The 24,672-nt window shown below is 69.7% G+C and carries 27 protein-coding genes and 1 tRNA gene; 13 read left to right on the top strand and 15 right to left on the bottom strand.

Going from position 1 to position 24,672, the window contains the following annotated elements:
- Positions 1 to 26: 26 nt before the first annotated feature.
- The 3 genes from AB0J78_RS31190 to AB0J78_RS31200 are packed head-to-tail and all read right to left on the bottom strand — an operon-like array spanning position 27 to position 2,128.
- On the bottom strand, positions 27 to 485 hold the full coding sequence (locus AB0J78_RS31190; RefSeq protein ID WP_363795257.1) for a TspO/MBR family protein: 459 nt from the start codon (positions 483 to 485) through the stop codon (positions 27 to 29).
- 48 nt (positions 486 to 533) lie between these two features.
- Entirely contained in the window at positions 534 to 662 is a 129-nt protein-coding gene (locus tag AB0J78_RS31195; protein ID WP_363795259.1) for a hypothetical protein, read from the bottom strand.
- A 53-nt stretch (positions 663 to 715) separates the two neighbouring features.
- A complete protein-coding gene (locus AB0J78_RS31200) occupies positions 716 to 2,128 on the bottom strand; it encodes a bifunctional diguanylate cyclase/phosphodiesterase (protein WP_363795261.1) in 1,413 nt (470 codons plus the stop codon).
- 284 nt (positions 2,129 to 2,412) lie between these two features.
- Here AB0J78_RS31200 and AB0J78_RS31205 point away from each other — a divergent pair, with 284 nt between their 5' ends.
- Entirely contained in the window at positions 2,413 to 3,336 is a 924-nt protein-coding gene (locus tag AB0J78_RS31205) for an AraC family transcriptional regulator (protein WP_363795263.1), read from the top strand.
- A gap of 110 nt (positions 3,337 to 3,446) precedes the next feature.
- On the opposite strand, the gene AB0J78_RS31210 is transcribed toward AB0J78_RS31205, so the two are convergent.
- Together AB0J78_RS31210 and AB0J78_RS31215 are read right to left on the bottom strand one after the other, a co-directional pair.
- A tRNA-Pro gene (locus AB0J78_RS31210) sits at positions 3,447 to 3,520 on the bottom strand.
- Positions 3,521 to 3,570: 50 nt separating this feature from the next.
- Entirely contained in the window at positions 3,571 to 4,533 is a 963-nt protein-coding gene (locus AB0J78_RS31215) for a metallophosphoesterase (RefSeq protein ID WP_363795265.1), read from the bottom strand.
- Between the two features lie 69 nt (positions 4,534 to 4,602).
- Here AB0J78_RS31215 and AB0J78_RS31220 point away from each other — a divergent pair, with 69 nt between their 5' ends.
- A complete protein-coding gene (locus AB0J78_RS31220; RefSeq protein WP_363795267.1) occupies positions 4,603 to 5,073 on the top strand; it encodes a GatB/YqeY domain-containing protein in 471 nt (156 codons plus the stop codon).
- A 10-nt stretch (positions 5,074 to 5,083) separates the two neighbouring features.
- Here the strand turns inward: AB0J78_RS31220 and AB0J78_RS31225 are convergent, their stop codons facing one another.
- Positions 5,084 to 5,869, bottom strand: a complete 786-nt coding sequence (locus AB0J78_RS31225; RefSeq protein ID WP_363795269.1) for a siderophore-interacting protein — start codon at positions 5,867 to 5,869, stop codon at positions 5,084 to 5,086.
- A gap of 33 nt (positions 5,870 to 5,902) precedes the next feature.
- Positions 5,903 to 8,311, bottom strand: a complete 2,409-nt coding sequence (locus tag AB0J78_RS31230; RefSeq protein ID WP_363795271.1) for a transglycosylase domain-containing protein — start codon at positions 8,309 to 8,311, stop codon at positions 5,903 to 5,905.
- Between the two features lie 252 nt (positions 8,312 to 8,563).
- Between AB0J78_RS31230 and AB0J78_RS31235 the strand changes: the two genes are divergently transcribed.
- Positions 8,564 to 8,863 (top strand): WhiB family transcriptional regulator, encoded by a 300-nt coding sequence (locus tag AB0J78_RS31235; RefSeq protein ID WP_363795273.1) that lies wholly within the window; start codon positions 8,564 to 8,566, stop codon positions 8,861 to 8,863.
- A gap of 65 nt (positions 8,864 to 8,928) precedes the next feature.
- Here the strand turns inward: AB0J78_RS31235 and AB0J78_RS31240 are convergent, their stop codons facing one another.
- On the bottom strand, positions 8,929 to 10,068 hold the full coding sequence (locus AB0J78_RS31240) for an ArsA-related P-loop ATPase (RefSeq protein WP_363795275.1): 1,140 nt from the start codon (positions 10,066 to 10,068) through the stop codon (positions 8,929 to 8,931).
- Positions 10,065 to 11,066, bottom strand: coding sequence for an ArsA-related P-loop ATPase (locus tag AB0J78_RS31245; RefSeq protein WP_363795277.1), 1,002 nt, complete (start codon positions 11,064 to 11,066; stop codon positions 10,065 to 10,067). The genes AB0J78_RS31240 and AB0J78_RS31245 overlap by 4 nt, the downstream gene beginning before the upstream one ends.
- Positions 11,067 to 11,299: 233 nt before the next feature.
- On the opposite strand from AB0J78_RS31245, the gene AB0J78_RS31250 reads away from it, so the two are divergent.
- The 6 genes from AB0J78_RS31250 (at position 11,300) to AB0J78_RS31275 (ending at position 15,611) form a co-directional block, all read left to right on the top strand.
- Positions 11,300 to 11,458, top strand: a complete 159-nt coding sequence (locus AB0J78_RS31250) for a DUF4177 domain-containing protein (RefSeq protein WP_179717060.1) — start codon at positions 11,300 to 11,302, stop codon at positions 11,456 to 11,458.
- Position 11,459: 1 nt separating this feature from the next.
- Positions 11,460 to 11,918 carry a RidA family protein gene (locus AB0J78_RS31255; protein WP_363795279.1) on the top strand — a complete coding sequence of 153 codons (459 nt, stop codon included), beginning with the start codon at positions 11,460 to 11,462 and terminating at the stop codon, positions 11,916 to 11,918.
- Positions 11,919 to 12,262: 344 nt separating this feature from the next.
- The gene (locus AB0J78_RS31260) at positions 12,263 to 12,877 is read left to right on the top strand and encodes a hypothetical protein (RefSeq protein WP_363795281.1); all 615 of its coding nucleotides are present in this window, start codon (positions 12,263 to 12,265) and stop codon (positions 12,875 to 12,877) included.
- 26 nt (positions 12,878 to 12,903) lie between these two features.
- The gene (locus AB0J78_RS31265) at positions 12,904 to 13,959 is read left to right on the top strand and encodes a hypothetical protein (protein ID WP_363795283.1); all 1,056 of its coding nucleotides are present in this window, start codon (positions 12,904 to 12,906) and stop codon (positions 13,957 to 13,959) included.
- 48 nt (positions 13,960 to 14,007) lie between these two features.
- Positions 14,008 to 14,820, top strand: a complete 813-nt coding sequence (locus tag AB0J78_RS31270) for an NUDIX hydrolase (RefSeq protein WP_363795285.1) — start codon at positions 14,008 to 14,010, stop codon at positions 14,818 to 14,820.
- Positions 14,820 to 15,611, top strand: coding sequence for an MBL fold metallo-hydrolase (locus tag AB0J78_RS31275; RefSeq protein WP_363795287.1), 792 nt, complete (start codon positions 14,820 to 14,822; stop codon positions 15,609 to 15,611). The genes AB0J78_RS31270 and AB0J78_RS31275 overlap by 1 nt, the downstream gene beginning before the upstream one ends.
- A gap of 129 nt (positions 15,612 to 15,740) precedes the next feature.
- Here the strand turns inward: AB0J78_RS31275 and AB0J78_RS31280 are convergent, their stop codons facing one another.
- The 4 genes from AB0J78_RS31280 to AB0J78_RS31295 all read right to left on the bottom strand — a co-directional run bounded on the left by AB0J78_RS31280 (position 15,741) and on the right by AB0J78_RS31295 (position 18,813).
- Positions 15,741 to 16,970: an MFS transporter gene (locus AB0J78_RS31280; protein ID WP_363795289.1), complete on the bottom strand. Its 1,230-nt coding sequence runs from the start codon at positions 16,968 to 16,970 to the stop codon at positions 15,741 to 15,743.
- Positions 16,971 to 17,322: 352 nt separating this feature from the next.
- Positions 17,323 to 17,583 carry a hypothetical protein gene (locus AB0J78_RS31285; protein WP_363795291.1) on the bottom strand — a complete coding sequence of 87 codons (261 nt, stop codon included), beginning with the start codon at positions 17,581 to 17,583 and terminating at the stop codon, positions 17,323 to 17,325.
- A gap of 207 nt (positions 17,584 to 17,790) precedes the next feature.
- On the bottom strand, positions 17,791 to 18,465 hold the full coding sequence (locus AB0J78_RS31290) for a Crp/Fnr family transcriptional regulator (RefSeq protein WP_093422841.1): 675 nt from the start codon (positions 18,463 to 18,465) through the stop codon (positions 17,791 to 17,793).
- Between the two features lie 93 nt (positions 18,466 to 18,558).
- Entirely contained in the window at positions 18,559 to 18,813 is a 255-nt protein-coding gene (locus AB0J78_RS31295) for a hypothetical protein (RefSeq protein WP_029535541.1), read from the bottom strand.
- Between the two features lie 234 nt (positions 18,814 to 19,047).
- Here AB0J78_RS31295 and nth point away from each other — a divergent pair, with 234 nt between their 5' ends.
- The 4 genes from nth to AB0J78_RS31315 all read left to right on the top strand — a co-directional run bounded on the left by nth (position 19,048) and on the right by AB0J78_RS31315 (position 22,392).
- Entirely contained in the window at positions 19,048 to 19,785 is a 738-nt protein-coding gene (gene nth, locus AB0J78_RS31300; protein ID WP_363795305.1) for an endonuclease III, read from the top strand.
- The gene (locus AB0J78_RS31305; protein ID WP_363795293.1) at positions 19,782 to 20,408 is read left to right on the top strand and encodes a TlpA disulfide reductase family protein; all 627 of its coding nucleotides are present in this window, start codon (positions 19,782 to 19,784) and stop codon (positions 20,406 to 20,408) included. The genes nth and AB0J78_RS31305 overlap by 4 nt, the downstream gene beginning before the upstream one ends.
- Before the next feature lie 44 nt (positions 20,409 to 20,452).
- On the top strand, positions 20,453 to 21,109 hold the full coding sequence (locus tag AB0J78_RS31310; protein WP_363795307.1) for a CoA pyrophosphatase: 657 nt from the start codon (positions 20,453 to 20,455) through the stop codon (positions 21,107 to 21,109).
- 98 nt (positions 21,110 to 21,207) lie between these two features.
- Positions 21,208 to 22,392: a MarP family serine protease gene (locus AB0J78_RS31315; protein WP_363795295.1), complete on the top strand. Its 1,185-nt coding sequence runs from the start codon at positions 21,208 to 21,210 to the stop codon at positions 22,390 to 22,392.
- Positions 22,393 to 22,578: 186 nt separating this feature from the next.
- Here the strand turns inward: AB0J78_RS31315 and AB0J78_RS31320 are convergent, their stop codons facing one another.
- Positions 22,579 to 23,079 carry a phage holin family protein gene (locus AB0J78_RS31320; protein WP_363795297.1) on the bottom strand — a complete coding sequence of 167 codons (501 nt, stop codon included), beginning with the start codon at positions 23,077 to 23,079 and terminating at the stop codon, positions 22,579 to 22,581.
- Positions 23,080 to 23,123: 44 nt separating this feature from the next.
- Entirely contained in the window at positions 23,124 to 24,377 is a 1,254-nt protein-coding gene (gene nhaA / locus AB0J78_RS31325) for a Na+/H+ antiporter NhaA (protein WP_363795309.1), read from the bottom strand.
- Positions 24,378 to 24,672 lie beyond the last annotated feature (295 nt).

A 24,672-nucleotide genomic window follows, 5' to 3' on the forward strand; every position in this document is an offset into this window, starting at 1 on the left:
CGGCGGGAATCGGCCGTCGCAACGGCTCAGGGGTTGCGGCGGGCGATCGCCGTCGACAGCGCGGTGGCGAAGGCGCACCACGCCACGTAAGGCGCCAAGGCGGCCCCGGCTCGCGCATCGGCCCGCGCCGCCCGCGCGAGCAGGTCGACCGAGCTCGCGGTCAGCGCGGCCGCCTCCACCGCCGCCCACGAGGGGCGCCGCGCACCCCAGAAAACCCAGGTCCACCCGGCGTTGAGCAGCAGGTTCGCGGCCAGGGCAGGCGCGAAACCAGAACGCTGGGGGAGCTTGGACAGCGCGACCGCCGAGGACACGGCGATGTCGGCGTACAGCGCGGTCCACACCGGCCCGAACACCTGCGGAGGCGGCTGCCACCGGGGCTTGCGCAACTCGCGGAACCACGCCCCATCAGCGTCCACCGCACTCGCCCCGACGACCGCGGTCGCCGCGACCGCAACCCCACTCCCGACCAACGCACGCCACCGCATCCTGCGATTGTCACCCCGCAACCACCAATCCGCCCCGCGCACGACCGGCTACCGCTCGGTCAGACCTCCTTCACGACGACGGTCTCCGGCGAGGACCGCGCGCTCGGTGACGGCGAGGTGCTGCGCCCGCGTGATCGCGACCGGCCGCGACACCACCCGGATCAAGCACGGCGACACCCCGACCTCCGGCTCTGAGGCATGTCAGCGACTGCCCGCACCAGGGGCTTCGGTCAGAGGCAGCGGAGGGAGTTGTGCCGCAGGAGCGTTCGCAGGTCTGGTGGGGTGAGCGCTGGTGCGAAGAGCCAGCCTTGGTACGCGTCCACGCCGAGTTCGTGCAATGCGCGGAACTGAGCCGGGGTCTCCACTCCCTCCGCGATGCAGAGGCGTCCTGTGGAGTGGCTCATGTCCAGGACGGCGCGTGCGATCGCGTGGTCCGAGGGATCGGTGTTGATGCCGGACACGAACCTCCGGTCGATTTTGATCAGGCTGACCGGCAGGGTCTTGAAGCCGATCAACGAGGAATAGCCAACGCCGAAGTCGTCCATGGCGAACCGGACGCCCCGCTCTGTCAGCTCGCGCATCGCGCGTTGGGTGCGCGGCGACAGATCGGTGCACGTGGTCTCGACGAGTTCGAGCACGAGTCGATCCGGCCGGATTCCGCTGTCCTCGATGATCTCGGTGACCTCGTCCGCGAAATCCGGTTGATCGGGGCGCAGAGCTGCGAGGTTGACCGTGACCGAGACCGACTCGGGCCAGGTCGCCGCCTCGCGCACGGCGGTGCGGATAACCCAGCGGTCCAGGTCGTGCAGCAGATTCCCCTTCTTGGCGGTGGGGAGGAACTCGCCCGGGGCCAGTTCGCGACCCAGGTGGTTCCAGCGGACGAGCGCTTCGGCGAACTGGACGGTGCCGGCGCTGTCGAAGATGGGCTGGTAGCGCAACGACAGTTCGTCGTTGCGGAGGGCTTCCCGCAGCTCGGCTTCGCGATGCAGGTGCGTGTTGGCGTCGTTCATCAAGGACTCATCGGCCAGGCAGATCTGCCCAGGACCGCTTCGCTTGGCCTCGAACAGCGCTGCGTCCGCGAAACGCAGGAGATCGTCGCCGTTGGAGCCAGGAGGTGAGCGGTCGCTCGCCGCAGCCCCGATCGAGGCGGTGATGCGGACATCGAGCCCGCCATGCACGCGGACAGTGCTGCGCAGCAGGTGTGACACGTGAGTGCTCAATGCCTCCAAGCCCCCGACCGCCGCCACATCAGGGCAGACGACGAGGCACTTGTCGCCCGAGAGCCGAGCCACGGTGCAGCTCGCGGGTGCACTGCTCTGCAACTGCCCGGTCAAGGTCACGATCAGCTCGTCCCCGGCTTCGTGCCCCAGCGCGTGGTTGACCCTGGAGAAGCGGTTGATGTCGCAGCAGAGGACGGCGACGATCCGGGAGCCCGCGTCCTTCAACAGGTCCGTGAGAAGGTCGCGGGCCGCGATGCCGTCCGGCAGCCCGGTCAGCGGATCGCGGCCGCTCGCCCTGTGGCGGGGGCCCTCGGATGAGGACCGAGGACCGGATCCTGCTCTGAAGGGGTTGATCGGGCTTCGTCCGCCGGGGAGTGCATGGAAGCGCGGACCCGTCGCCTTGGTGGCGTTGGAACCGGACACGATTACCTCCCTCCTCCTCCGCACACCGATCAGTGCGCTCAACTGTGCGAACCGTCGTGCTGCACTGGACGATGCCTCGACTCGCGTGGCGCGAATAGAACGCACGTGCGCCTTGTCTAGGACGGTCTTGCTCTGTTTGGCAGCGTCCGGGAGGTCGCCAGGACCGATCAGCGATCGATTGCTCCCACGTCAACTTCTTCGCAGCTCAAGCCGCGGAGAACGAGGGCTGACAAGCAGTCCTGCGGCGGACTAGCCTGATGTATTGGTCCGTATGGAGTAATGCGATGTCAAATCTGATCACACCGGATGAAGTCCCGAACTGGGTCCCGGGTCAGCTGACGGTCCGCAATCCTGAGAAGGGGTGGTCGGGCCTTTCGGTGCGCGGCTACCGGTACAACGGCTCCGACGTCGAAGTCCCGGCGGTGCGGGACTTCGTGATCGTGGCCTACCGCGAAGGGCACACCGACATGCGTCGGCGGGTCGAGGGGCGTTGGTCCAGCGCCGACGTCGGGCCGGGGGACGTCTCACTGCTGACCCGGGCAGCCGATTCGAGGTGGGTGTGGTCGGAGGACCTCGACGTCCTGCTCGTGTTCCTCACCGAGCAGGAAGTCGTGGAGACGTGCCGGCAGATGTACGACCGCGACCTGTACGACGTCGAGGTTCAGGACGTGTTGCAGGCGAGCGACCCGGGCATCCACCGGACGGCGCTGCTCGCCGCTCGCGAGGCGGCTTCCGGTGCGGTCGGGAGCCAGTTGATGATCGACTCGTTGTCCTGTCAGCTCGCGGTGCAACTCCTGCGCAGCTACGCGCACATCCAGTTCCGGGAGGCCGGAGCGGGCGACCGCCTCACCTTCCAGCAGCTGCGCCTCGTGCGCGAGTACATCCGCGAGCACCTGAACGAAGACCTTTCCTTGCAGGACCTGGCAGGAGTGCTGGCGCTGAGCAAGTTCCACTTCGCCCGCCGCTTCCGCAACGCCACCGGCACGACACCGCACAGGTTCGTGTTCCAGGAACGCTTGGAACGCGCGCAGGAGCTCATGCGGGGAAGCGGGACGACGTTTGCGGAGATCGCCAGGGTGTGCGGGTTCGCGGATCAGAGCCACATGAATCGGCACTTCCGCAAGCGGTTCGGAACCACGCCCACCCGATACCGGCAGGAAGCAGCGGCCCAACCCAATTCCGCGCAGCGAAGGCTGCACAGGCCTTGACGTGAAGTCGTGGCGCGAAGAAGGACGTTTCCAAGACCTTCGCCCTGTCAGCGGCCGATCTGGGCGTAGAAAAAGGGCCTGGTCAGAAAGCTCTGACCAGGCCCTTCTTGTCGGGGTGGCGGGATTTGAACCCACGACCTCTTCGACCCGAACGAAGCGCGCTCCCAAGCTGCGCCACACCCCGATATCCAGCTCTGAGGCATCTCGGGTGCTCGCCTCAGAGCTGGATATAGCTTAGCGGATGCTCTCGCCCGCTCCGTAAGGGGTCCTGCTTTCGGCGTTCTCCCTGGTCATTGCCGGGTTTTCGGTCCGAGGCAGCAAGGTCAGCAGCGTTGCTTCCGGCGGGCACGCGAAGCGGACCGGGGCGTACGGCGAGGTGCCCAGGCCGGCCGAGACGTGCAGGTGCATCCGCTCGCCCCAGGTGGAGGCGCCGCGGGCGCGGGTGCGGTCGATGTCGCAGTTGGTCGTCAGGGCGCCGTAGCCCGGCACGCGCAGCTGGCCGCCGTGGGTGTGCCCGGCCATCACCAGGTCGTAGCCGTCCTCGGCGAAGCTGTCCAGCACCCGGGGCTCGGGCGAGTGGGTGATGCCGAGCTTGAGTCCCGCGTCCGCCGGGGGGCGGCCCGCGATCTCCTCGTAGCGGTCCAGGTGCAGGTGCGGGTCGTCCAGGCCGGCGACGTGGATCTTCGTGCCGTTGACGTCGATGTCGTGGCGGCGGTGGGTGGCGTCGAGCCAGCCGTGCTCGGTCATCGCCGCGCGCAGGTCCCGCCACGGCAGCGGCTCGCCGTGGATGCGCTTGGTCTTCGCCGACGGGAGCAGGTAGCGGGCCGGGTTCTTCGGCTTCGGGCCGTAGTAGTCGTTGCTGCCGAAGATGAACACCCCGGGCTTGGACAGCAGCGGCCCCATCGCGCGCAGCGCCGCCGGGACCGCCTGCGGATGCGCCAGGTTGTCGCCGGTGTTGACCACGAAGTCGGGGTCGAGGTCGGCGAGCTCGGCGACCCACCGCTGCTTCGACCGCTGGTTCGGCATCATGTGCAGGTCAGAGATGTGCAGCACCCGCAGCGGGGGTGTGCCCTCGGCGAGGACCGGAACCGTGGCCTGGCGCAACGTCCAGTGCCGCCGTTCGATGGCCGCCGAGTAGGTGAGCGTCGCGGCGCCGACCGCGCCCGCGCTGAGCAGAATCCGCCCGAACTTGTTCACCTTCCCAAGCCTACGTCTCGACAGGGGTCGGCGGCCCGCCGCCCGCGTCCCTGGCGCGATAATCGGCGCATGGCAGAGCTCAAGGAAAAGCTGCGCGCGGACCTGTCCGCCGCGATGAAGCAACGCGACACCGCCGTCACCGGAGTCCTGCGCATGGCGCTGGCCGCCGTGGGCAAGGAGGAGGTGTCCGGCAAGCAGCAGCGGGAGCTCTCCGACGACGAGGTGCTCAAGGTGCTGTGGAAGGAGGCCAAGAAGCGCGACGAGGCGTCGGAGGCCTTCCGCTCGGCCGGTCGTGACGAGCAGGCCGACTCCGAAGCCTCCGAGGCCGAGATCTTGCGCCGCTACCTGCCCCAGCAGCTCTCCGACGACGAGCTGTCCTCGCTGGTCACCGAGGCCATCGCCGAGGTCGAGGCCGAGTTGGGCGAGCGTCCGGGCATGAAGCAGATGGGCCAGGTCATGAAGGCCGCCAACGCCAAGGCCGCGGGCCGCGCCGAGGGCGGCAAGGTCGCCGGGATCGTCAAGGCCCAGCTCCAGGGCTGAGCCTCCCGGTTCAGTCGTCGGAGGTGTTCTGGCGCCAGTAGGCGAGGGCGTAGAGGTGGCGGCGGTCCAGGCCGAGCTCGTGCTGGCAGTGCTCGCGCAGCCGGTGGACCGCCTCGGCCTCCGCGCCGACCCACACGTAGGGGTCCGGGCCCAGGTCGGTGTCGCGGACGGCGTCGAGGAGCAGGTCGCCCTGGCCCGCCGGGACGCCGTCGCGGTGGAGCCAGCGCCAGGTGACCTCGGCCGCCGAGCCGATCCGCTGCTCCTCGGATTCGTCGGCGACCTCGGCGAAGACCCGGGCTCGCGCCCCGGCGGGCAGCTCTTCGAGGATCGCGGCGATCGCCGGAAGCGCCGTCTCGTCGCCGATCAGCACCAGCGGATCCGCGGCGGGATTCGGCTGGTAGGCCGGGCTGGGGCCGACCGTGACGATCTGGTCGCCCGGTTCGGCCTCCGACGCCCACTTGCTGCCCGGCCCGTCGTGGTCGTGGACCACGAAGTCGATCGCCAGCTCCCGGCGCTCGGCGTCGAAGCTGCGAACCGTGTAGGTGCGCTGCCGGGGCTGCTCGTCGCGGGGGAGGGCGAAGACCTCCTCGCGGGTGCGCCCCAGCGGCATCGGCTTGCCCTGTTGCGGCAGGCAGAGCTTGATCCGCTGGTCGCTGCCGTTGCTGACGAAGTCGGCCAGCTCGTCCCCGCCGAGGACCAGCCGCACCACGCGCGGCGTGATCCGCTCGGTCGACCGCACCTCCACCAGGCGGTAGCGGGACCGGGCACGTCGGGTGCTCGCCTGCGCTCTCGTCACGCAGGCGAGTTTACGAAAACCCGATTCGCCCGGTCACCGGCCCGGCGGTGAACCCGGTGGACCGTCCGGCGGGAGCGCCGGTGGTGCCGGTGGCTGGCCCGCGACCGGCGGCGGGGCCTCCGGCGGCGCTGGCCGGTCCGTCGACGGCGGCGGCACGTAACCGGTGCTCACCGACAGCGTCACCAGTTCGCCCGGCAACGCGAAGCCGCGCGGCGTCTGGCTGGTCACCGTGCCCTTCTTGCGCTGGCTGTTCACCGAGCGCTCCGAGACCTTGTAACCGGCCTTCTCCAGGGTCTCCTTGGCGCGCTCGTTGGTCAGGCCGACCACGTTGGGCACGTGGAACTCGTCGCCGCCGTTCTCGTAGCGGTCGGTCGTCGGCGGCAGCGGAGCCACCGGCAGTCCCTCGTGCACCACATTCATCGCGTCGAACCAGGTCCGCGCGGGAACCTTGCCGCCGTAGATGTTGCCGCCGTTGGCACCGCAGAGCCGTGGCGGATCGCTATCGCAGATGCCTTGCGGCGAAGTGCCGTCGCTGAAGGTCAGCACCGAACCGGCGTACTGCGGTGTCGCTCCGAGGAACCCGGCCGACTGGTGGGCCTCGGTGGTACCGGTCTTGGACGCCACTGGACGGCTCCAGCCCGCGCCACTGGCCGCTGCGGCTGCCGTGCCGCCGCCGGTGTCGTCCTTGCTCATGCCGATGGCCAGCGCGTTGGCCATCTTCTCGTCGACGGCCTGCTCGCACGGGTCCTCGGTGATCGACACCGGGTTGCCGTTGCGGTCCTGGATCTGCTCGATCGGCGTCGGCGGGCACCAGGTGCCGCCGCTCATGATCGTCGCGCCGACGTTGCTCAGCTCCAGAGGACTCGCCGGGGCGAACCCGAGCGTGAACGCGCCGATGTTCTTCTGCTTGACGTCCTCGGCCTGGGACGGACCGCCGGAGCCGTTGGGCGTGACCGGGTTGCCCGCCGAGGTGTTGTGCAGCAGCGTTTGGCGCATGCCCAGCCGGGTCGCCATGTCCACCGTGGGAGCCAGCCCGACCCGCTCCTGCAACGCGACGAACGCGGTGTTCGGCGAGGTCGCCAGCGCCATCTGCAGCGTGCGCGGTCCCGGCGCCACGCCTTCGGCGTTGCCGACCGTGTAGGGCCGGGTGCCGTTCTTGTAGACCTGCGAGGTGTAGGACCCGGGCGACTGGATGGTGTTGTAGATCCCCATCCCCTTCTCCAGCGCCGCCGCTGCGGTGAACACCTTGTAGATCGACCCGGCTCCGAACTTCGCCACACCGCTGGGCAGCGCGTAGGAGGTCTGGCCCTTCGACGCGTCGATGCCGAAGTCGCGGTTGGCGACCAGCGCGCGCACCTTGTGCTTTTCCTTGCCGGGCTCGACGACGCTCATCACGTTCGCGATGCCCTTGGTCTCCTTCGGCACGCCGCGCTCGGCGGCGGCCTTGGCGGCGTCGGTGGCGCGCTTGTCCATCGACGTGTGGATCGTGTACCCGCCGGTCTTGAGCTGCTCCTCGGTGAACCCGGCGCGCTCCAGGTAGTCGATGACGTAGCGGCAGAAGAACCCGTCGGACGGGCCGGCTCCGACGCAGCCGTTGGGGATGTTCTGCAGCGGTGTGACCAGGCCGAGCGGTGCGTTGCGGGCCTCGTTGGCTGCTTCCGGGGTGATCCGGCGCTGGTCCTCCATCGCCTTGATCACCAGGTTGCGCCGGTTGAGCGCCTCATCGGGGTTGCTCTCCGGGTTCAGCTTGCTGGGGCTGTTGACCATGCCCGCGAGCAGCGCCGCTTGAGCGATGGTCAGCTTGTCCGGCGTGGTGCCGAAGTAGGTGCGCGCGGCGGCGGAGATGCCGTAGGCCTGATTGCCGTAGGGGACGACGTTGAGGTAGCGGGCGAGGATCTGCTCCTTGCCGACCTGCTTGTCCACCTGCAGCGCGATGCGGATCTCCCGCAGCTTGCGGCCCGGGGTCTGCTCGATCGCCTTGGCCTGCTTGACCGGGTCGTCGGCGGCGACCACGTGCACCAGGTAGTTCTTCACGTACTGCTGGGTGAGGGTGGAACCGCCCTGCGCGATGTCGCCGGACATCTGGTTGGTCACGGCGGCGCGCATGGTTCCGGCCCAGTCCACGCCCTGGTGGTCGAAGAACCGCCGGTCCTCGATGGCCACGATCGCCGCCTTCATGGTGTCGGCGATCTGGTCCGGAGCGGCCGGTGTCCGATCTTGGTTGAACAGGTAGGCGATCGGCCTCCGATCCTTGTCTGTGATCGTCGTCACAAGCGGCGGTTCCTTGGTCATCATGTCCGTGGAAATGCTGTTTACGGCGTCTCCAGCACGGTTGGAGACCACTCCGAGTGACCCCGCAGTCGGGAAGAGCAGCCCCGCAACCAACACGCCAGCCAGCACACACAGACCGAAAAGCTTCAACAAGCCGTCTCGGGCACGCACGCAGCCAGCCTAAATCGCGCACGCGGTGTGACGGAGTGTCACGCACCAACTCCAACCGATGTAGTGAGTGTGAAAGATAACGGGACGACAACCGTCGGTTGGTTGTGGAACCGCTGGGCTCTACAGTCCGTCTACGTCCAGCGACAGCACTGTTGCGGTTCGGCTCCCGACTTCCGAACCGCGGCATCCGGTGCCGGGGGGCTCCGGACGAATACAGTCGCCGACGATCCAGTGAGGAGCTGGGGGAACTCTATGTTTGAGCAGGGGGACTGGCGGGTTAACGCCGCATGTCGAGACCAGAACCCGGATCAATTGTTCGTCCGCGGGGCTGAGCAGCGCAAAGTGCGAATGGTTTGTTTTGGCTGCCCAGTGCGGACGGAGTGCCTCAGCGAGGCGCTAGACAACAAGATCGAATTTGGTGTGTGGGGTGGAATGACCGAACGCGAACGCCGGGCGCTGCTGCGCCGTCGTCCGGATGTTCGTAACTGGCGCGAATTGCTTGAGGCGGCGCGTCAGGATTACTCCGATATCGCCGAGTTTCAGGTGAGCTGATCCCCGAGAAATGATCAGGCCGGGCGTGAACGTTGAAAACGTTAATGCCCGGCCTGATTTTTGGATTATTCCCCGGCGAGCCGGCGGCCGATCTCCCGCAGACCGGCCAGATCGTGCACATCGGACGGCAAGGCCGGGACACCGACGAGTGACACCTCCGGGTGCGCTCGGGTGAACCGTGCGAGCATCCGCTTCTCCCGGTCGGCGATCGCCACCCGGTCCTCGTGCACCCGCAGCACCGCCGCCGCCAGCGGAGCCGAACCGGCGGCCTCGATCTCGTCGGCCACCGCCGCGGCGCGGTTGCCCGCCAGCTCGGCGACCACCGGGTGCGTCCGGTTGGCGACCAGTCCGACCAGCGGCATCGACTCCCCGGCCAGCCGCTCCACGAAGTAGGACGCCTCCCGCAGCGCGTCCGGCTCCGGCGCGGCGACCACCAGGAACGCCGTTCCCGGCGAGCGCAGCAGCCGGTAGGTCTGCTCGGCGCGCTGCCGGAACCCGCCGAAGGTCGAGTCGAAGGCCTGCACGAAGTTCGCGGCGTCGTTGAGCAGCTGCCCGCCGATGATCGTCGACACGGCCTTGGCGAACATGCCGAACGAGGCTCCGACGATCTTGCGCAGCCCGCGCCCGCCCGCGCGCGCGGGACTGGACAGCATCTTGATGAGCCGCCCGTCCAGCACGGTCGACAGCCGCTGCGGCGCGTCCAGGAAGTCCAGCGCGGAGCGGCTGGGCGGGGTGTCGACGACGATCAGGTCCCATTCGCCGGAGGCGGCGAGCTGCCCGAGCTTCTCCATCGCCATGTACTCCTGCGTTCCGGAGAACGAGGTCGAAATGGTCTGGTAGAAGGGGTTGTTCAGGATCTGCTCGGCGCGTTCGGGCCCGGCGTGCATCTGCACCATGTCGTCGAAGGTGCGGCGCATGTCCAGCATCATCGCGTTCAGGTCGCCCGCGGGCTCGAAGCCCTCCAGCGACACCTGCTTGGGCGTGTTGCCGAGCTCCCGCAGGCCCAGCGCTTGGGCGAGCCGCCGGGCGGGGTCGATGGTGAGCACGACCGTCTTGCGCCCGCGCTCGGCTGCCCGCACCGCCAGCGCCGCCGCCGTGGTGGTCTTGCCGACCCCGCCGGAGCCGCAGCAGACGACGACGTGGGTGTCCGGGTCGTCCAGCAGCGCGTCGACGTCGACCTGGGCCGGCCGCAGCGGTTGGCTCATCGGTGGCTCCGGATGCCGTGTTCGGTGAATATCTCGGCGAGCTCGTAGAGCTCGGCGACGTCGATCCCCGCGGTGAGGTCCGGCAGCGAGACGGTCGGCAGGTCGGTGGCGGCGAGCTGGTCGCGCGCGGCGTCCTCGGCCCGGTGCCGGATGGCGTGCTCGATGGTCTCGTGGACGAGCCCGTCGAGGGTGTCGTCGTCGACCTTCAGCCCGGCGGATTCGAGTCCGGCGCGCACCCGGTCGGCGTCGACGCGGCCGTCGGCGGCGGCCGGCACCGATCGCGCGGGCAGCCTGCCGGGGCGGACCCGGTTGAGCACGACCGCTCCGGGCCGCAGATCGGCGGCGTCGAGCTCCTCGACGGCTTCGAGGGTTTCGCGAACCGGGAGCTCTTCGAGCAGCGTGACGACGTGGACCGCGGTGTTGCTGGAGTGGACCAGGCGCACCACGCCGTCGCTGTGGTCGCGGATGGGTCCGACCTTGGCGAGGTCGGCCATGGCGCGGGTGACGTCGAGGAACTTCACCACCCGGCCGGTCGGCGGGGCGTCCACGACGACCGCGTCGTAGACGTAGCGGCCGCGTTCGTCGGTGCGGCCGACGCATTCCTTGATCTTGCCGGTGAACAGCACGTCCCGGAGGCCGGGCGCGAGCGTGGTGGCGAACTCGATGGCGCCCATCTTGCGCAGCGTCCGGCCGGCGAACCCGAGGTTGTAGAACATCGACAGGTACTCCAGGAGCGCGGGCTCGGCGTCGATGGCCAGCGCCCGCAGCTCGCCCCCACCGGGAGCCGCGGCGATCCACTCCTCGGAGTAGGGCAGCGGCGCGCTGTCGAAGAGCTGCGCGATGCCCTGCCGCCCCTCGACCTCGATGAGCAGTACCTTCTTGCCGCCGGTGGCAAGCGCCAGCGCGAGCGCGGCGGCGACCGTGGTCTTCCCGGTCCCGCCTTTACCGCTGACCACGTGCAACCGCGCCTGGTTCAGCTCCCCGTCCCATGAGGTCACGAGATCAGCGTAAGTCCCCGTTTCCGGATTTGGAGAGTGACGGTGGTCGTTCTGCGTAGCGGTGCGGGTAGGGGAACCTGAGGAGCTCCGTGGACTCCGGGCGCCACTCCTGATGTATGCCAATACACGGCGTCGCGGCGTCCTCGCCACGAAGCTCCTCAGAACCCCCGGCGGTGCGAGGTGCGTAGGTGGGCCAACGGCTACGCCGTTCAGGAAGAACTAGGCTCCACCCCATGCAGAAGTGGGAGTACGCCACCGTTCCGTTGTTGAGTCACGCGACCAAGCAAATCCTCGACCAGTGGGGCGAGGACGGCTGGGAGCTCGTCGCCGTGCTGCCGGGTCCGACCGGTGAGCAGATGGTGGCTTACATGAAGCGGCCGAAGGAGGCCTGACATGGGTCGGTGGACGGATCGCCTGGCGGAGCTGGGCATTCCGCTGCCCGAGGTGGTCAAGCCCGTGGCCGCTTACGTGCCTGCGGTGCGGACGGGTTCGCTCGTGTTCACCGCGGGCCAGGTCCCGATGGTGGCCGGTTCGCCGGCGGGCCTGGGCAAGGTGGGCGCTGAGGTCAGCACCGAGGAAGCGCAGCAGTACGCCCGGATCTGCGCGCTGAACGCGCTGGCCGCGGTCGATTCGCTGGTCGGCCTGGACTCGATCGTCCGGGTGGTCAAGGTCGTCGGTTTCGTGGCGTCCGCTGAGGGCTTCACGGGACAGCCGGGTGTGGTCAACGGCGCTTCGGAGCTGCTGGGCGAGGTCTTCGGCGAGGCGGGCCAGCACGCTCGCTCGGCCGTGGGTGTCGCGGAGCTGCCGCTCGGCGTGCCGGTTGAGGTCGAGTTGGTCGTCGAGGTCGAGTGAAGTCGGCATTTCGGACCTGATGCGCGGCGTCGCCCTACGCGGGGTGACGCCGCGTTTTCGTTCGGTGAGCGCGCCGTGTTCGCCGGTAGCGGAGACGTGATTTTTTCGGTGGCGGGGCTCCGGCGGGCGACTACGACAAGTACGCTGCGACCATCCTCGATCTTCGTTCGCCAGATCCGGTGTAGCCCAGATGGGGGATGTTGATTCCAACGCGTTGCGTTTGGGTCGTTCAGGTGAATGTTCGACCCGATCAGTAGCACCAAAGTTCACCTGGAAGGGTGCAGCTGCGTTCGGGGGAGCGGCGGCTGGACCCGGAACCGGAGTACTAGGCATGGAGGGGCGCCGTGGCAGTGCGTGAAACCGATCTGCTGTGCCACGAACTGTTGCTTCGGTTGGCCGGCAGGTTGCCCGACCGGCACCTGTGGCGATACCGCGACTGGCTGGCCGGGGGAGCCGCCGAGGTCGTGGCGAGGCTTCTGCCGGGCACGCTGGTCCGCGAGCGCATCGCGCTCGACGACGACGATCACCGGCTGCTCTCGGACGCGCTGCTGCCGCTGGGCGCCGACCCGGCGATGGTCAACGCGATCCTGCCCGCGGTCGTGGACACCACGCCGCACTACTCGTTCACCACCGAACGTCCGACCGAGAACGTCGGCGACTCGGCGGTGCTGGTGCTCGGCGCGACGCTGCGCGGTCGCGCCGGTGTGCGCGAGGTGCGCAGCACCTGGCGGCGCCGCGACTCGGACGCCCCGAAGCTCGTCGTGCTGGTGTCCGCCTCGGACGACTGCGTCGAGCTCGCCGGGGAGATCCAGCGGGTGCTGCGGGCGCTCGGCGACTCCACGCCCTGCGTCGAGGTCGTGCCCAAGGACCTGGAACCCACCCCGTACCACCGGATGGCGATCGAAGAATCGGCGCTGGTGTGCGTGGGAGCTGAAGAATTCGCCGGTCGCCGCGGCTGAGCGGTCGGCAGCTAAAGGAGGCATTCGTGGTGGACGTTGCAGAGGCCGCCGGGCCGGTCGACCGGCTGCACAGCCTCTTGCTGGCCATGACCGGGCGCGTCGATGACGACGGCGTCGACGGCGCTCGCGAGCTGCTCGGCATGGGCTTGCCCGATGCCGGTGCGGAGTACCTCGCCGGGTGCCTGCTCGCCGGGCAGATCGAGGTGACCGCCGCGGAGCAGTACCACCTGCGCCGGGTGCTCGACGAGACGCGGTCCAACCGCCAGCTCGCCGACCGGCTCAAGGTGGTCGAGTCGCTGCTGCCGGAGAATCACAAGTTCAGCGCTCCGCACACCGACGACACCGATCTCGAGCTGGCTCTCAAGCAGATCGGCGGACGTCTCGCAGGACTGCGCGGAATGTGGATCACCAACCGGACCACGCCAGCGGGCACCAGCTACGGCGCGGTGCCGCAGGGCGTGCTGCTGGCCGAGGTCGGCCCCGACGGTTCCGGGCCCGCTGTCGCCTTCCAGCTCGTCTCGGCCCTGCGCCGGGCCGGTCTGCGCTACGCGGTCGACGTCTTCGCCACCGGCGCCGACCTGCCCGAATACCACCGCGACGCGCTGTCGACGGCCCGGCGGGTGCGGTTAGAGGTAGCGCCCGCGGAAAGGGCGGCGCCCCCGGTGGTCCCACGCCCGGAGCAGGTCGTCGAGCGCAGACAAGCAGAAGAGCCCCCGGCTCCACCGCCCGCGCAGCCGGCCCCGGTGGAAGAACCTCGGCCGGAGGGGGTGTCGCACGCTGTGGCCGAGCCGCAGCACGAGTTTCCCGGTGAGCCACCAGAGGACGCACACCCCGAGACAGCGGCCGAGCAGACGGGTGTGATGATGCGCGTCCCCGCCGCGGTCGACGCCAAGTTGACCGATCGGGAGCGCAACCTGCTGCGCAAGCTGCACGAGGAGCTCGCGCACCGCGAGCAGGACGGGCCGGCGAAGCGCCAGCCCAAGGCCGAGGACGGCCGCACCTCCACCATGCCCGGTGGCACCGGTGGGTTCCCGCCGATCTCGGCGAACCAGCAGGTGTACACCTCGCAGCAGCAGCGCTGATCCTTCAGACGGTGTTCGACCGCCGGTCGCCGACATAAGGTGGCGGGCATGGATCGTTCGCTGCCAACGGGATTCGCGCCCGAGGACCGGCCGGACAAGCCCGTGCGCCCCAAGGACGCGGCAACCGTGGTGCTGCTGCGAGACGGCCCCTCGGGGCCCGAGGTGTTCCTGCAGCGCAGGGTCAAGGGCATGGCCTTCGCGGGCGGGATGACGGTGTTCCCCGGCGGCGGTGTCGACCAGCGAGACGCGGACACCTCGGTCGCCTGGAGCGGACCGGAACCCGAGTGGTGGGCGCAGCGCTTCGGCTGCACGCCGGAGGTGGCCCGCGCTCTGGTGTGCGCGGCGGTTCGCGAGACGTTCGAGGAGTCTGGCGTGCTGCTGGCCGGGCCCGATGCGTCGACCGTCGTCGAGGACACCGGCGGCTATTCCGCGGCCCGCCAGGCCCTGGTGACCAGGGAGGTTTCGCTCGCCGCCTTCCTCGCCGAGGAAGGTCTGGTGCTGCGCGCCGACCTGCTGCGCCCGTGGGCCAACTGGCTGACGCCCGAGCAGGAGCCGCGCCGCTACGACACCAGGTTCTTCCTGGCCGCGATCCCGGCAGGCCAGCGCGCGGACGCCATCACCACCGAGGCGGCCGAGGCGTACTGGGCGACGCCGCAGCAGGCGCTGACCGACTTCCGCGAGGGCCGCTGCCACCTGCTCCCGCCGACCGAGGTCACGCTCACCGAGCTCACCGAGGCCGACGACCTCGCGTCCGCGTTGAACGCCGAGCGGACGCTGACCAAGATCATGCCGAAGCTGATCGAGCGGAACGGCCGCTGGCACGCGGTGCTGCCCGGCGAGCCCGGATTCGAGGAGGCCTGATGCAGCACCCCGCCTACGGCGAGCTCCGCCCGGTCACCTCCTACGCGTCGGTGCTGCTGGCCGAGAACCCGAACCCGATGACGCTCGACGGCACGAACACGTGGGTGCTGCGCGACCCGGACTCGCGCGAGTGCGTGGTCATCGACCCGGGCCCGGACGACGCCGAGCACCTGAGCCGGGTCGCCGACCACGGGCCGGTGTCACTGGTGCTGCTCACCCACCACCACGAGGACCACACCGCCGGTGTGGCGGAGTTCGTGCAGCGCACCGGGGCTCCCGTGCGCGCGCTCGACCCGAAGCTGTGCCACGGTGCCGAGCCGATCGCCGACCGGGAGCCGATCGACGCGGCAGGCCTGCAACTGCGGGTGCTGACCACGGCGGGCCACACGGCGGACTCGGTCTGCTTCGTCGCCGAGCACGACGAACCGGCGGTGTTCACCGGCGACAGCATCCTCGGCCGAGGCACCACGGTCGTCGCCCACCCCGACGGTCACCTGGGCTCCTACCTCGATTCGCTGCGCAAGATCGCGTCCCTACCGCCGGGCGTCCGCGCGCTTCCGGGCCACGGCCCGGAACTCGACGACGCCCGCGCGGCGGCCGAGCACTACCTCGACCACCGCAGGCAACGCCTCGCCCAGGTCCGCCAGGCCCTCGGGGACCTCGGCCCGGGAGCCACCCCGCGCCAGGTGGTCGAACTCGTCTACGCCGACGTCGACCCCGCGGTCTGGCCGGCAGCAGACCTCACGGTCCAAGCCCAACTCGCCTACCTCCACGACCACGACGACCTCTGACGGAACGGCGTCGACCCCGGCCTGGGCCGAGACCTGTTCGCGGACGTCAGACGAGCCCCGCCGGACTCCGCGCTCCCCGTCCGTTCCCGCGGTGAGCATGCGCGGAACCCAGCCCGACAGCGCCTCGCCTCAGCTGCTGGCGAGGGTGAGGTTGGTGCGGGTGGGGAGGAGGGTGTTGCGGCGGAGGTAGAGGACCGCGGCGAGGGCGGCTCCTGCTGCTCCGGCGACCAGGAACGCCGTCGGGGGCCCGGCGAGTTCGACGAGCTGACCGCTGATGGACTGACCGATGGCCGAGCCCAGCGTCACCGACGTGACCACCCAGCCGAACGCCTCCGCTGCGGTGCCGGGCGGGGCCGCGAACTCGACCGCGACCGAGTGGGCCGTCGACTGCGGGGTGATCAGGCAGCCCGCGACCAGCAGCATCAGCGCCAGGCCCAGCAGCGTCGACGGGAGCGCGAGCAGCGCGACCAGGCCCGCGAAGCCCAGCAGCAGCGCGGGCAGCCGCAGGTGCATCGGACGCGGCCAGGGGTGCACGCCGTAGACCACGCCGACCGCGACCGAACTGACCGAGGCCAGGCTCATCAACAGCCCGCCCATCGTCGGCTGACCCGCCTCGACGGCGGCGGCCGGGACCGCGACCTCGATGAAGCCGATCACCACGCCGAAGCCCAGCGCGGCCAGCGCGACCGTGCGCATCCCCGGAGCCGCGATCGCGCCCAGCATGGCGCCCGCGTGCTCGCTCGGTTCCGGCCGCTGCGTGCGGGCCGCGCGCGTCGAGGCGAAGCCGACGCTGCCCAGCACCATGCAGACCGAGCCGACCACGACGCCGGTGCCCGCCCACGGCATCGCGACCAGCAGGCCTGCCAGGCCCGGCCCGAGGATGAAGAAGACCTCGAGGCTGATCGCCTCGTAGGAGAACGCCGCCTCGCGGACGCGGCCCGCCGGCAGCAGGTGTCCCCACAGGGCGCGCGAAGCCGAACCGATGTTGGGCTGCAGCAGGCCCATCGCGAACGCGCCCGCCACCACCAGCGGTGTCGAGGCGTCCAGCTCGATCGCGGCCAGCGTCGCCACCACGGAGGCCGTGAACAGCGCTGAGGTGATGTACAGCGGCTTCGACGGGCCGATCCGGTCGACGATCCTGCCCTGCACGACCGAGCCCATCGCCACGCCGATCAGCTCGGCGGCCGAGACCGCGCCCGCGATCGCGAACGACGAGCTCTCCCGCTGCATGTACAGCAGCAGGGCCATGCCGATCATCGCGATCGGCAGCCGGCCCAGCAGTGAGGTCACGACGGGGGTGCGGGCTCCGGGCGTGGTCAGGGCGGCGCGGTAGTCGGCCAGCGACGTGGATGTGGACACGCGTACCAGTATGCCGATTGTGGTACGCCGGTACCAACCTGTTTTTCACCTGCTGGGGGCTGGCTGAGTGACGTTCATTACTCAGAACGGGTGATGTGTGCAACCGTCCCCTCGGGACACACGTCTTGGTTGGTGAAAGGGGGTTGCTGGACAGCACGGGCTTCCAGCATCTTCGAAGGGGAGACAACTCCACACAGACCCCTCCGGTGCCGAGGATTCGGGGCCGAAGCATCGGAGGACCGGGGAAGCGTGGTTAGTCGTCGGGGGACGAACCACGCGAATGTGAAGGGGCTGGAGCGCCACGTCGGGGGTGGCGCCCAGCCCCTTCACATGCTTGTTCGTGGGAAGCGGGTCAGCAGCCGCCTCCGCCGCCTCCGCCGTCGCCCCCTCCGAAGCCGCCCCCGCCGTCGCTCCCGGAGCCACCGCCGTCGAAGCTGTCCCAGCCGCCGTGGTGGCTGCCGCTGCTCGCGCTGGAGCCCAAGAACGAGCCGTCGGCCCGCTTGCGGCGACGGCCGTCGATCCGGTTGGACCTGCTCATCGCCGTCCGCACCGTCACCAGGAACGCGATCGCCAGGACGACTGCCACCAGCGCGATCAACATTGCGGAATTCATCCACAGACCCCTTTCGCCTCTGCGTCCTGCCGTTGGACGTGGCGGGGGTGACGCGGGTTGCGGTTGAGGCTCAACGTGAAATTCACGGACGCGCTACGACCGGCCGCGCGCACGCGAAGGACGCGCGTCGGCTGAAGAACCCGGGAAGGAGCCCCGGACTCTTCGGCCGACGCGCGTCAGCTTCGCGATATGTAGTGACGTCGCCGCTCAGCGAGCGCGGCGGGCCAAGCGCTCCGGATCCAGGATCAGCACGCTCTTGCCCTCAAGACGCAGCCAGCCGCGGTGCGCGAAGTCCGCGAGCGCCTTGTTCACGGTCTCCCGCGAGGCGCCGACGTACTGCGCGATCTCTTCCTGCGTCAGGTCGTGTGTGACCCGCAGCAGGCCCGCTTCCTGGCTGCCGAAGCGCTGCGCGAGCTGCAGCAGCGCCTTGGCAACGCGTCCCGGAACGTCGGTGAAGATCAGGTCGGCGAGCATGCCGTTCGTGCGGCGCAGGCGGCGAGCCACCACGCGCAGCAGCTGCTCGGCGATCTCCGGACGCGTGGCGATCCACTGCCGCAGAGCGCCGCGGTCCATGCTCAACGCGCGCACCTCGGTGACCGTGGTCGCGGTCGAAGTCCGCGGCCCGGGGTCGAAGATGGACAGCTCGCCGAACATGTCCGACGGCCCCATGATCGCCAGCAGGTTCTCCCTGCCGTCCGGGGATTTGCGTCCGAGCTTCACCTTGCCGGACTGAATGATGTAGAGCCGGTCACCCGGCTCGCCCTCGGCGAAAATCACGTGTCCGCGCGGGAACTCGATAGGTTCCAGCGACTGTGCCAGTGCCTCCGCCGCGGCCGGCTCCACGCCTTGGAAGATGCCGGCTCGGGCCAGGGTCTCGTCCACCTCGTCCCTCCATGTTGAGACGCGGCGGCTGTCTGTGGTGCCGGACCCGCGTCAGCGTGTCTGGCGATGTGCCGCCGATCACTACCAGTGATTCTAAGACTGGTCGCGCGAACGGCGAGTACGCAGCCTACCGGCGCGTCCCACCCTGCGTAGCTGGAAAAGCTCCAGCGCACGTCCAATACCTTGCCGGAACAGCGCCCGAACCTCATCAGGCCGGGCGTTCTCCAGCAACTCCTCCACCTCGTTCTCTTGCACCGCCACATGCCGCAGGCGGGCTTCCACGCGCTCCATGAAGAGCGTGAAGAACATGATCACGAGCGGTACGACGATGACGAACCAGGCAGCCATCATGGTGTGAATCCTCGCTCATACCTTCGACGCCGGTTCAACCGGGGGTCGATTCGCAGGGCCGGTGACAGTACCGCCACTTTCCGTGTCCGTGCTCCTCCGTAGTCTGGTGGGGTGCCGGAGCCTGCCCGAAACACCCGCGCCAAGTCCGCTGGAACATCTCCTGACCAGGTCGTACCCCGGTCCAGGAAGAAGGAGGAGACCCGGTTGGGGCTCGTCCGGCGAGCGAGGCGCATGCTGCGCGCCCTCGACGAAGCCTATCCGGACGCGCATTGCGAGCTCGATTTCAACACGCCTCTGGAACTGGCGGTCGCGACCATCCTGTCCGCCCAGTGCACCGACAAGCGGGTCAACGAGGTCACGCCCGCGCTGTTCCGCCGGTACCCGACGGCCGCGGCCTACGCCGGCGCCGAGCGGACCGAGCTGGAGGAGATGATCCGGTCCACCGGCTTCTACCGGAACAAGGCGGCGTCGCTGATGGGGCTGGGTGCCGCGCTCGTCGACAAGTACGGCGGCGAGGTCCCCGGAAAGCTCGATCAGCTGGTCAAGCTGCCCGGGATCGGGCGGAAGACCGCCAACGTGATCCTCGGCAACGCCTTCGACGTCCCGGGCATCACCGTGGACACCCACTTCGGACGCCTGGTGCGCCGGTGGGGCTGGACCGATCTGGAAGACGCCGTCAAGGTCGAGCACGCGATCGGCGAGCTGATCCCCCGCAAGGAGTGGACGATGCTGTCCCACCGGGTGATCTTCCACGGCCGCCGGGTCTGCCACTCCCGCAAACCGGCCTGCGGCGCGTGCCTGCTGGCCAAGGACTGCCCCTCCTACGGGGACGGGCCGACCGATCACGTGGAGGCCGCGAAGCTGGTCAGGGGTCCGGAGACGCCCCGGCTGCTGGAGCTGGCGGGCATCGTCGACGAGGTCCCGGACAAGACCATCGAGAGCCAGGCGGCCAAGGAGCCGGTGGCGTGAACCTCCGTGCCTACCGGTCCGAGATCCAGTGGACCGTCGTGGTCGTCGTGCTCGCCGTCCTCGCGGCGGTCGCGCTCTGGCCGCGCGACCACGAGCAGCAGGGCCCTTCCGCGGCTCCGCCGCCACCGGCGGAGCGGATCGATCCGCAGCAGCGCGCCGCCGCCGCGCTGGAGCCGTGCCCGGCCGGAACCGGCGGACCCGCCGAACTGGCGGGCACGACGCTGCAGTGCCTGGCCGACGGCCGACCCGTCGACCTGGCCGGGGCCGCCTCGGGCGGACCGACGCTGATCAACCTCTGGGCCACCTGGTGCGTTCCCTGCCGCACCGAGCTGCCCGCGTTGCAGGCCTACAGCACCGAGCCCGGAGCCGTCCGGGTGCTGGGCGTGCAGGTCGACAGCGGCGCGGCGGAAGGTCTTGACCTACTGCGCGCGCTCGGCGTTCACTTCCCGAACGTGCATGACGGCGACAACCGCGCGCGGGCAGCGCTGCGGTCTCCCAACGTGCTGCCGGTCAGCTACGTGGTGACCGCCTCCGGCGAGGTGCGGCGCATCGATCCACCGGTCGCGTTCGAATCCCCGCACGAGGTTCGGGCCGCCGTCGAACGAACCCTGGGGGGTCAGTGAGCGACAACGGACCGCTGGTCGATCCCGCTGACCTGCCCGAATGGATGCGGACGCTGGTCAAGCGCACCGCCGACCTCGACCCCGGGCACTTCGGCTGGCCGAGGGACTCGCCACCGTCCTCCGCCCGCGCCGCCGCGGTGCTGATCTTGCTCGGCGAAGGCGAGCAGGGCCCCGAGGTGCTGCTCCTGCGCCGCGCCGACGGGCTCAACTCGCACCCCGGTCAGGTTGCCTTCCCCGGAGGGGCGCTCGACGATGTCGATTCCGGGCCGGTGGACGCCGCGCTGCGTGAGGCCGTCGAGGAGGTGGGGGTGCGGGTCGAGGGCGTCCGGCCGGTGGCGACCCTGCCGGAACTGCACGTTCCGCACAGCGGTTTCCGGGTGACCCCGGTGCTCGCGCACTGGGTCGAGCCGTCGCCGGTCGCGGCGGTCGACCCGGGTGAGACCGCGGCCGTGGCCCGGGTGCCGATCTCCTGGCTCGCCGACCCGGAGAACCGGGTGAGAGTGCGGCTGAGCAGCGGAATGGCGGGTCCGGCGTTCTTGGTCCCGGGGATGCTCGTCTGGGGGTTCACCGGCGGGCTGCTGGCCGGACTGCTGGAACTGGCCGGTTGGTCGCGCAGCTGGAACCGGGCCGACGTGCGCGAGCTGGACGAAGCCTGGCGGGCGGCCGAAGAGGCCGACGACATCGGACTGGGGCGTTCCTGAGGGGTGGCGAAGACCTCCTTGGAAGCCCGGCTTGGCCGTTCTGTTGTCGAACCATGAGACGGTGGTGCGGCTGATCGTCCAGAGCGAGGGGTGAGTGGGTGAACTGGGTCGACCTGCTGGTGGTGCTGCTGGCACTGCTCGCTGCGGTCTCCGGGGCTCGGAGCGGTCTGGTCACCGCACTGCTGTCCTTCGTGGGCGTGTTCGTCGGGGCCGTGGTGGGGCTGAAGGTGGCGCCGCTGCTGCTGGACACCCTGGACAGCCCGGTCGCCCGGCTGGCCTTCGGCGTCGGCATCGTGGTCCTGCTGGTCGCCTTCGGTGAGACCTTCGGGATGTGGGCCGGCCGCGAGCTGCGGGACCGGATCACCTCGCCCCGGATCGCAGGGGTCGACAACGCGCTGGGATCGGTGCTGCAGTTCATCGCGGTGCTGGTGGTGGCCTGGCTGGTGGCGCTGCCGTTCACCTCGGCCACCGCGCTGCCCGGTCTGGCGGCGGCGCTGAGCCGTTCGCAGGTGCTCGGCGCGGTCAACTCGGTGATGCCCCCGCAGGCCAGGGCGTTGCCCAACGACCTGCGCGAGATGCTCGGGATGTCGGGCTTCCCGGAGGCCCTGGAACCCTTCTCGGAGACCCCGGTCGCCGAGATCGCGCCGCCCGACCCGGCGCTGGCCGGCAGCGAGGTGGTGCGCAACGCGCAGCTCAGCGTGGTCAAGATCCGCGGCAGGGCGACTTCGTGCGCCCGCGCGCTGGAGGGCACCGGCTTCGTCGTCGCGCCGCACCGGGTGATGACCAACGCGCACGTCGTGGCGGGTACCGATCGGGTGGCCATCGAGATCGGGCGCGGCGACTTCGAGGCCGAGGTCGTGATGTACAAGCCGGACGTGGACCTGGCGATCCTGGCGGTGCCGGACCTCGACGCCGAGGCGATGACGTTCGCCTCGCAGTCGGCTGACCCCGGCAACGACACGATCGCGCTCGGCTACCCGCTCGACGGGCCCTACACGGCTTCGGCAGGCCGCGTCCGGGAGCGCATCCGGTTGCGCGGGCCGGACATCTACGACAACGCGACCGTGGTCCGCGACGTCTACACGGTCCGCGGGCGGGTGCAGAGCGGCAACTCCGGCGGACCGCTGATCAACCCCCAGGGGGACGTGGTCGGTGTCGTCTTCGGTGCGGCCGTCGACGACCCGGAGACGGGCTTCGCCCTCACGGCCGACGAGGTCGCCGACGAGGTGGAGGCGGCTCCGCGGCTGGACACCCCGGTCCCCACGGGCAACTGCACGAACTGAACTGATCCCGGAGGCGCGGGCGGTCTTGGTCCCTCCATGATCGACGTCCTCTTCGTCCGGACAGTTCGGACCACAACCGCCCACCGGTGAGTTCCCCGCGCTCCCGAGCAGGGGCCTGAGGTGCGAAAAACCGCGGCGGACCTGGGTCCGCCGCGGTTTTCGACGTGGGTGTGAGCGCCCGATCCGTCAGCCTCCGGCCGGCTCCTCGGACTGGCGGCGCTTGGTGATGTTCTTGGTCTCCTTGAGGGACGCCATCGTGCGCTTCGGCGCGCTGAGCTTGCGGACCTTCAGGAAGCCGAGCAGCCCGAAGAGACCGGCGACCAGCAGCATCGCCAGGAAGACGATGCCGAACGAGGCCCAGCGCCACAGGCCGAGCGCGTTCAGGCCCTCCGCGGCGGTGAAGAACAGGAAGAACAGGCTGAAGCCCAGCACGCACAGCGCCAGGATGAAGAAGACGCTGCCCTTGAGGCCCTTCTTGACCTCACCGGCGATCTCGGACTTGGCGAGCTCTACCTCGGAGCGAACCAGCGTGGACAGGTGCGTCGTTGCGTCTTTGACCAACGCGCCGATGGACTGCCCGTCGGGAGCTGTGCCCTCCTCGGACAACGGGATGGAGTTGACCGAACTCCACTCCGCACCTTCGCGGCTGCCGTTGGTGCTCTTCTGGGCGCTGTTCACGCGAACCATCGTGCCACGGTAGATCACTCCCTTGCTCAGCGACTCGCGATGCGTTACCCGTGAGTGACATTCCCACCGGGCTCATCAGCGGCTTCGCCGTTGAACTTGCGTCCCCTGCGGACCAGCGCCGCAGCGGCCAGCAGCGAGGCGACCGCGGAGGCGATGAGCACCGCGGCCTTGGCGCGCTCGGCGGCCGCGCCCTCCAGCGCGAGTTCGGTGATGAGCAGGCTGACCGTGAACCCGACGCCGCCGAGCATCGCCAGCGCGCCCATGTCCATCCAGGACACCGAGCTCGGTTTGTCGCCGATGCGCAGCTTCACCGCGATGAACGACGTGACGAAGATGCCGACGAATTTGCCGACCACCAGGCCGACCATCACGCCGATCGCCACCCGGTCCTCGAACATCGACGTCAGGGCCTCGCCGTTGACGGGGACCCCCGCCGCGAAGAACGCGAACACCGGCACCACCAGGCCCGCCGACCACGGCTGCAACCGGTGCTCCAGCCGCATCGCCGGGGAAGCCCCTTCGTCGGGGTCGGTGCGGACGCGGGTGAGCAGGCCCAGCGCGACGCCGGCGATCGTGGCGTGGATTCCGCAGCTGTGCACCGCGATCCAGGTCGCGATGGCCAGTGGCACGTAGATCCACGGCGAGCGGATGCGCTTGTGCTGGAGGAACCAGTACAGCGCGCACAGCGCGACGGCGGCCAGCAGCGCCAGCAGGTTCAGGCCGGAGGTGAACACGACCGCGATCACGATGATGCCGCCGAGGTCGTCGACCACCGCGAGGCTGAGCAGGAACACCCGGGCCGCGGTCGGCATCCAGGAGCCGGTCAGCGCGAGGACGCCGAGCGCGAAGGCGATGTCGGTGGCCACCGGGATCGCCCACGCGGTCTCGTGACCGGGTGCGCCGATGCTGACCGCGAACGCCAGTCCGGCGGGCACGATCATCCCGCCGATCGCGGCGATCACCGGCAGCAGCGCGCTGCGGATGTTGGACAGCTCACCGATCACGAGCTCGCGCTTGAGCTCCAGACCGGCGACGAAGAAGAAGATCGCGAGCAGACCGTCCTTGGCCCACTCGCCGATGCTGAGGTCGAGGTGCAGCAGGTGCGGCCCGACCTCGAAGTCGCGGATCGCGGTGTAGAAGGCGCTCGCGGGGGAGTTGGCCAGCAGCAGCGCGATGGCCGCGGCGGCGAGCAGCACCATGCCGCCGACGGTCTCGGTGCGCAGGTAAGCGCCGAAGTCGAAGGTGCGGGCGCGGTTGCGGGCGTCGGACAAAGCGGCTCCGTTCGTGGACAGCACGATTCCGTCGCCGACCAGACTTCCCGGCACACCTGTAGCCGAGCCTAACATCCGTCTGGTCGATCACTTGCCCGCTCAAGCATCTCCGCGATGCTGTTCGCGCAGCTCAGAGCGGATGTGCAAAAAAATGGGAGGGCGCCCGCGCGATGCGGACGCCCTCCCACGAACTGCGTTGACGATCAGTCGTCGCCGGACTTGAGGCCCTTGGAGATGAGGTCCATGACGGAGGAGTCGGCGAGGGTGGAGACGTCGCCGACTTCGCGGTTTTCGGCGACGTCGCGCAGCAGGCGGCGCATGA

The organism is Saccharopolyspora sp. NPDC049426 (assembly GCF_040676935.1).
Lineage (GTDB): Bacteria > Actinomycetota > Actinomycetes > Mycobacteriales > Pseudonocardiaceae > Saccharopolyspora.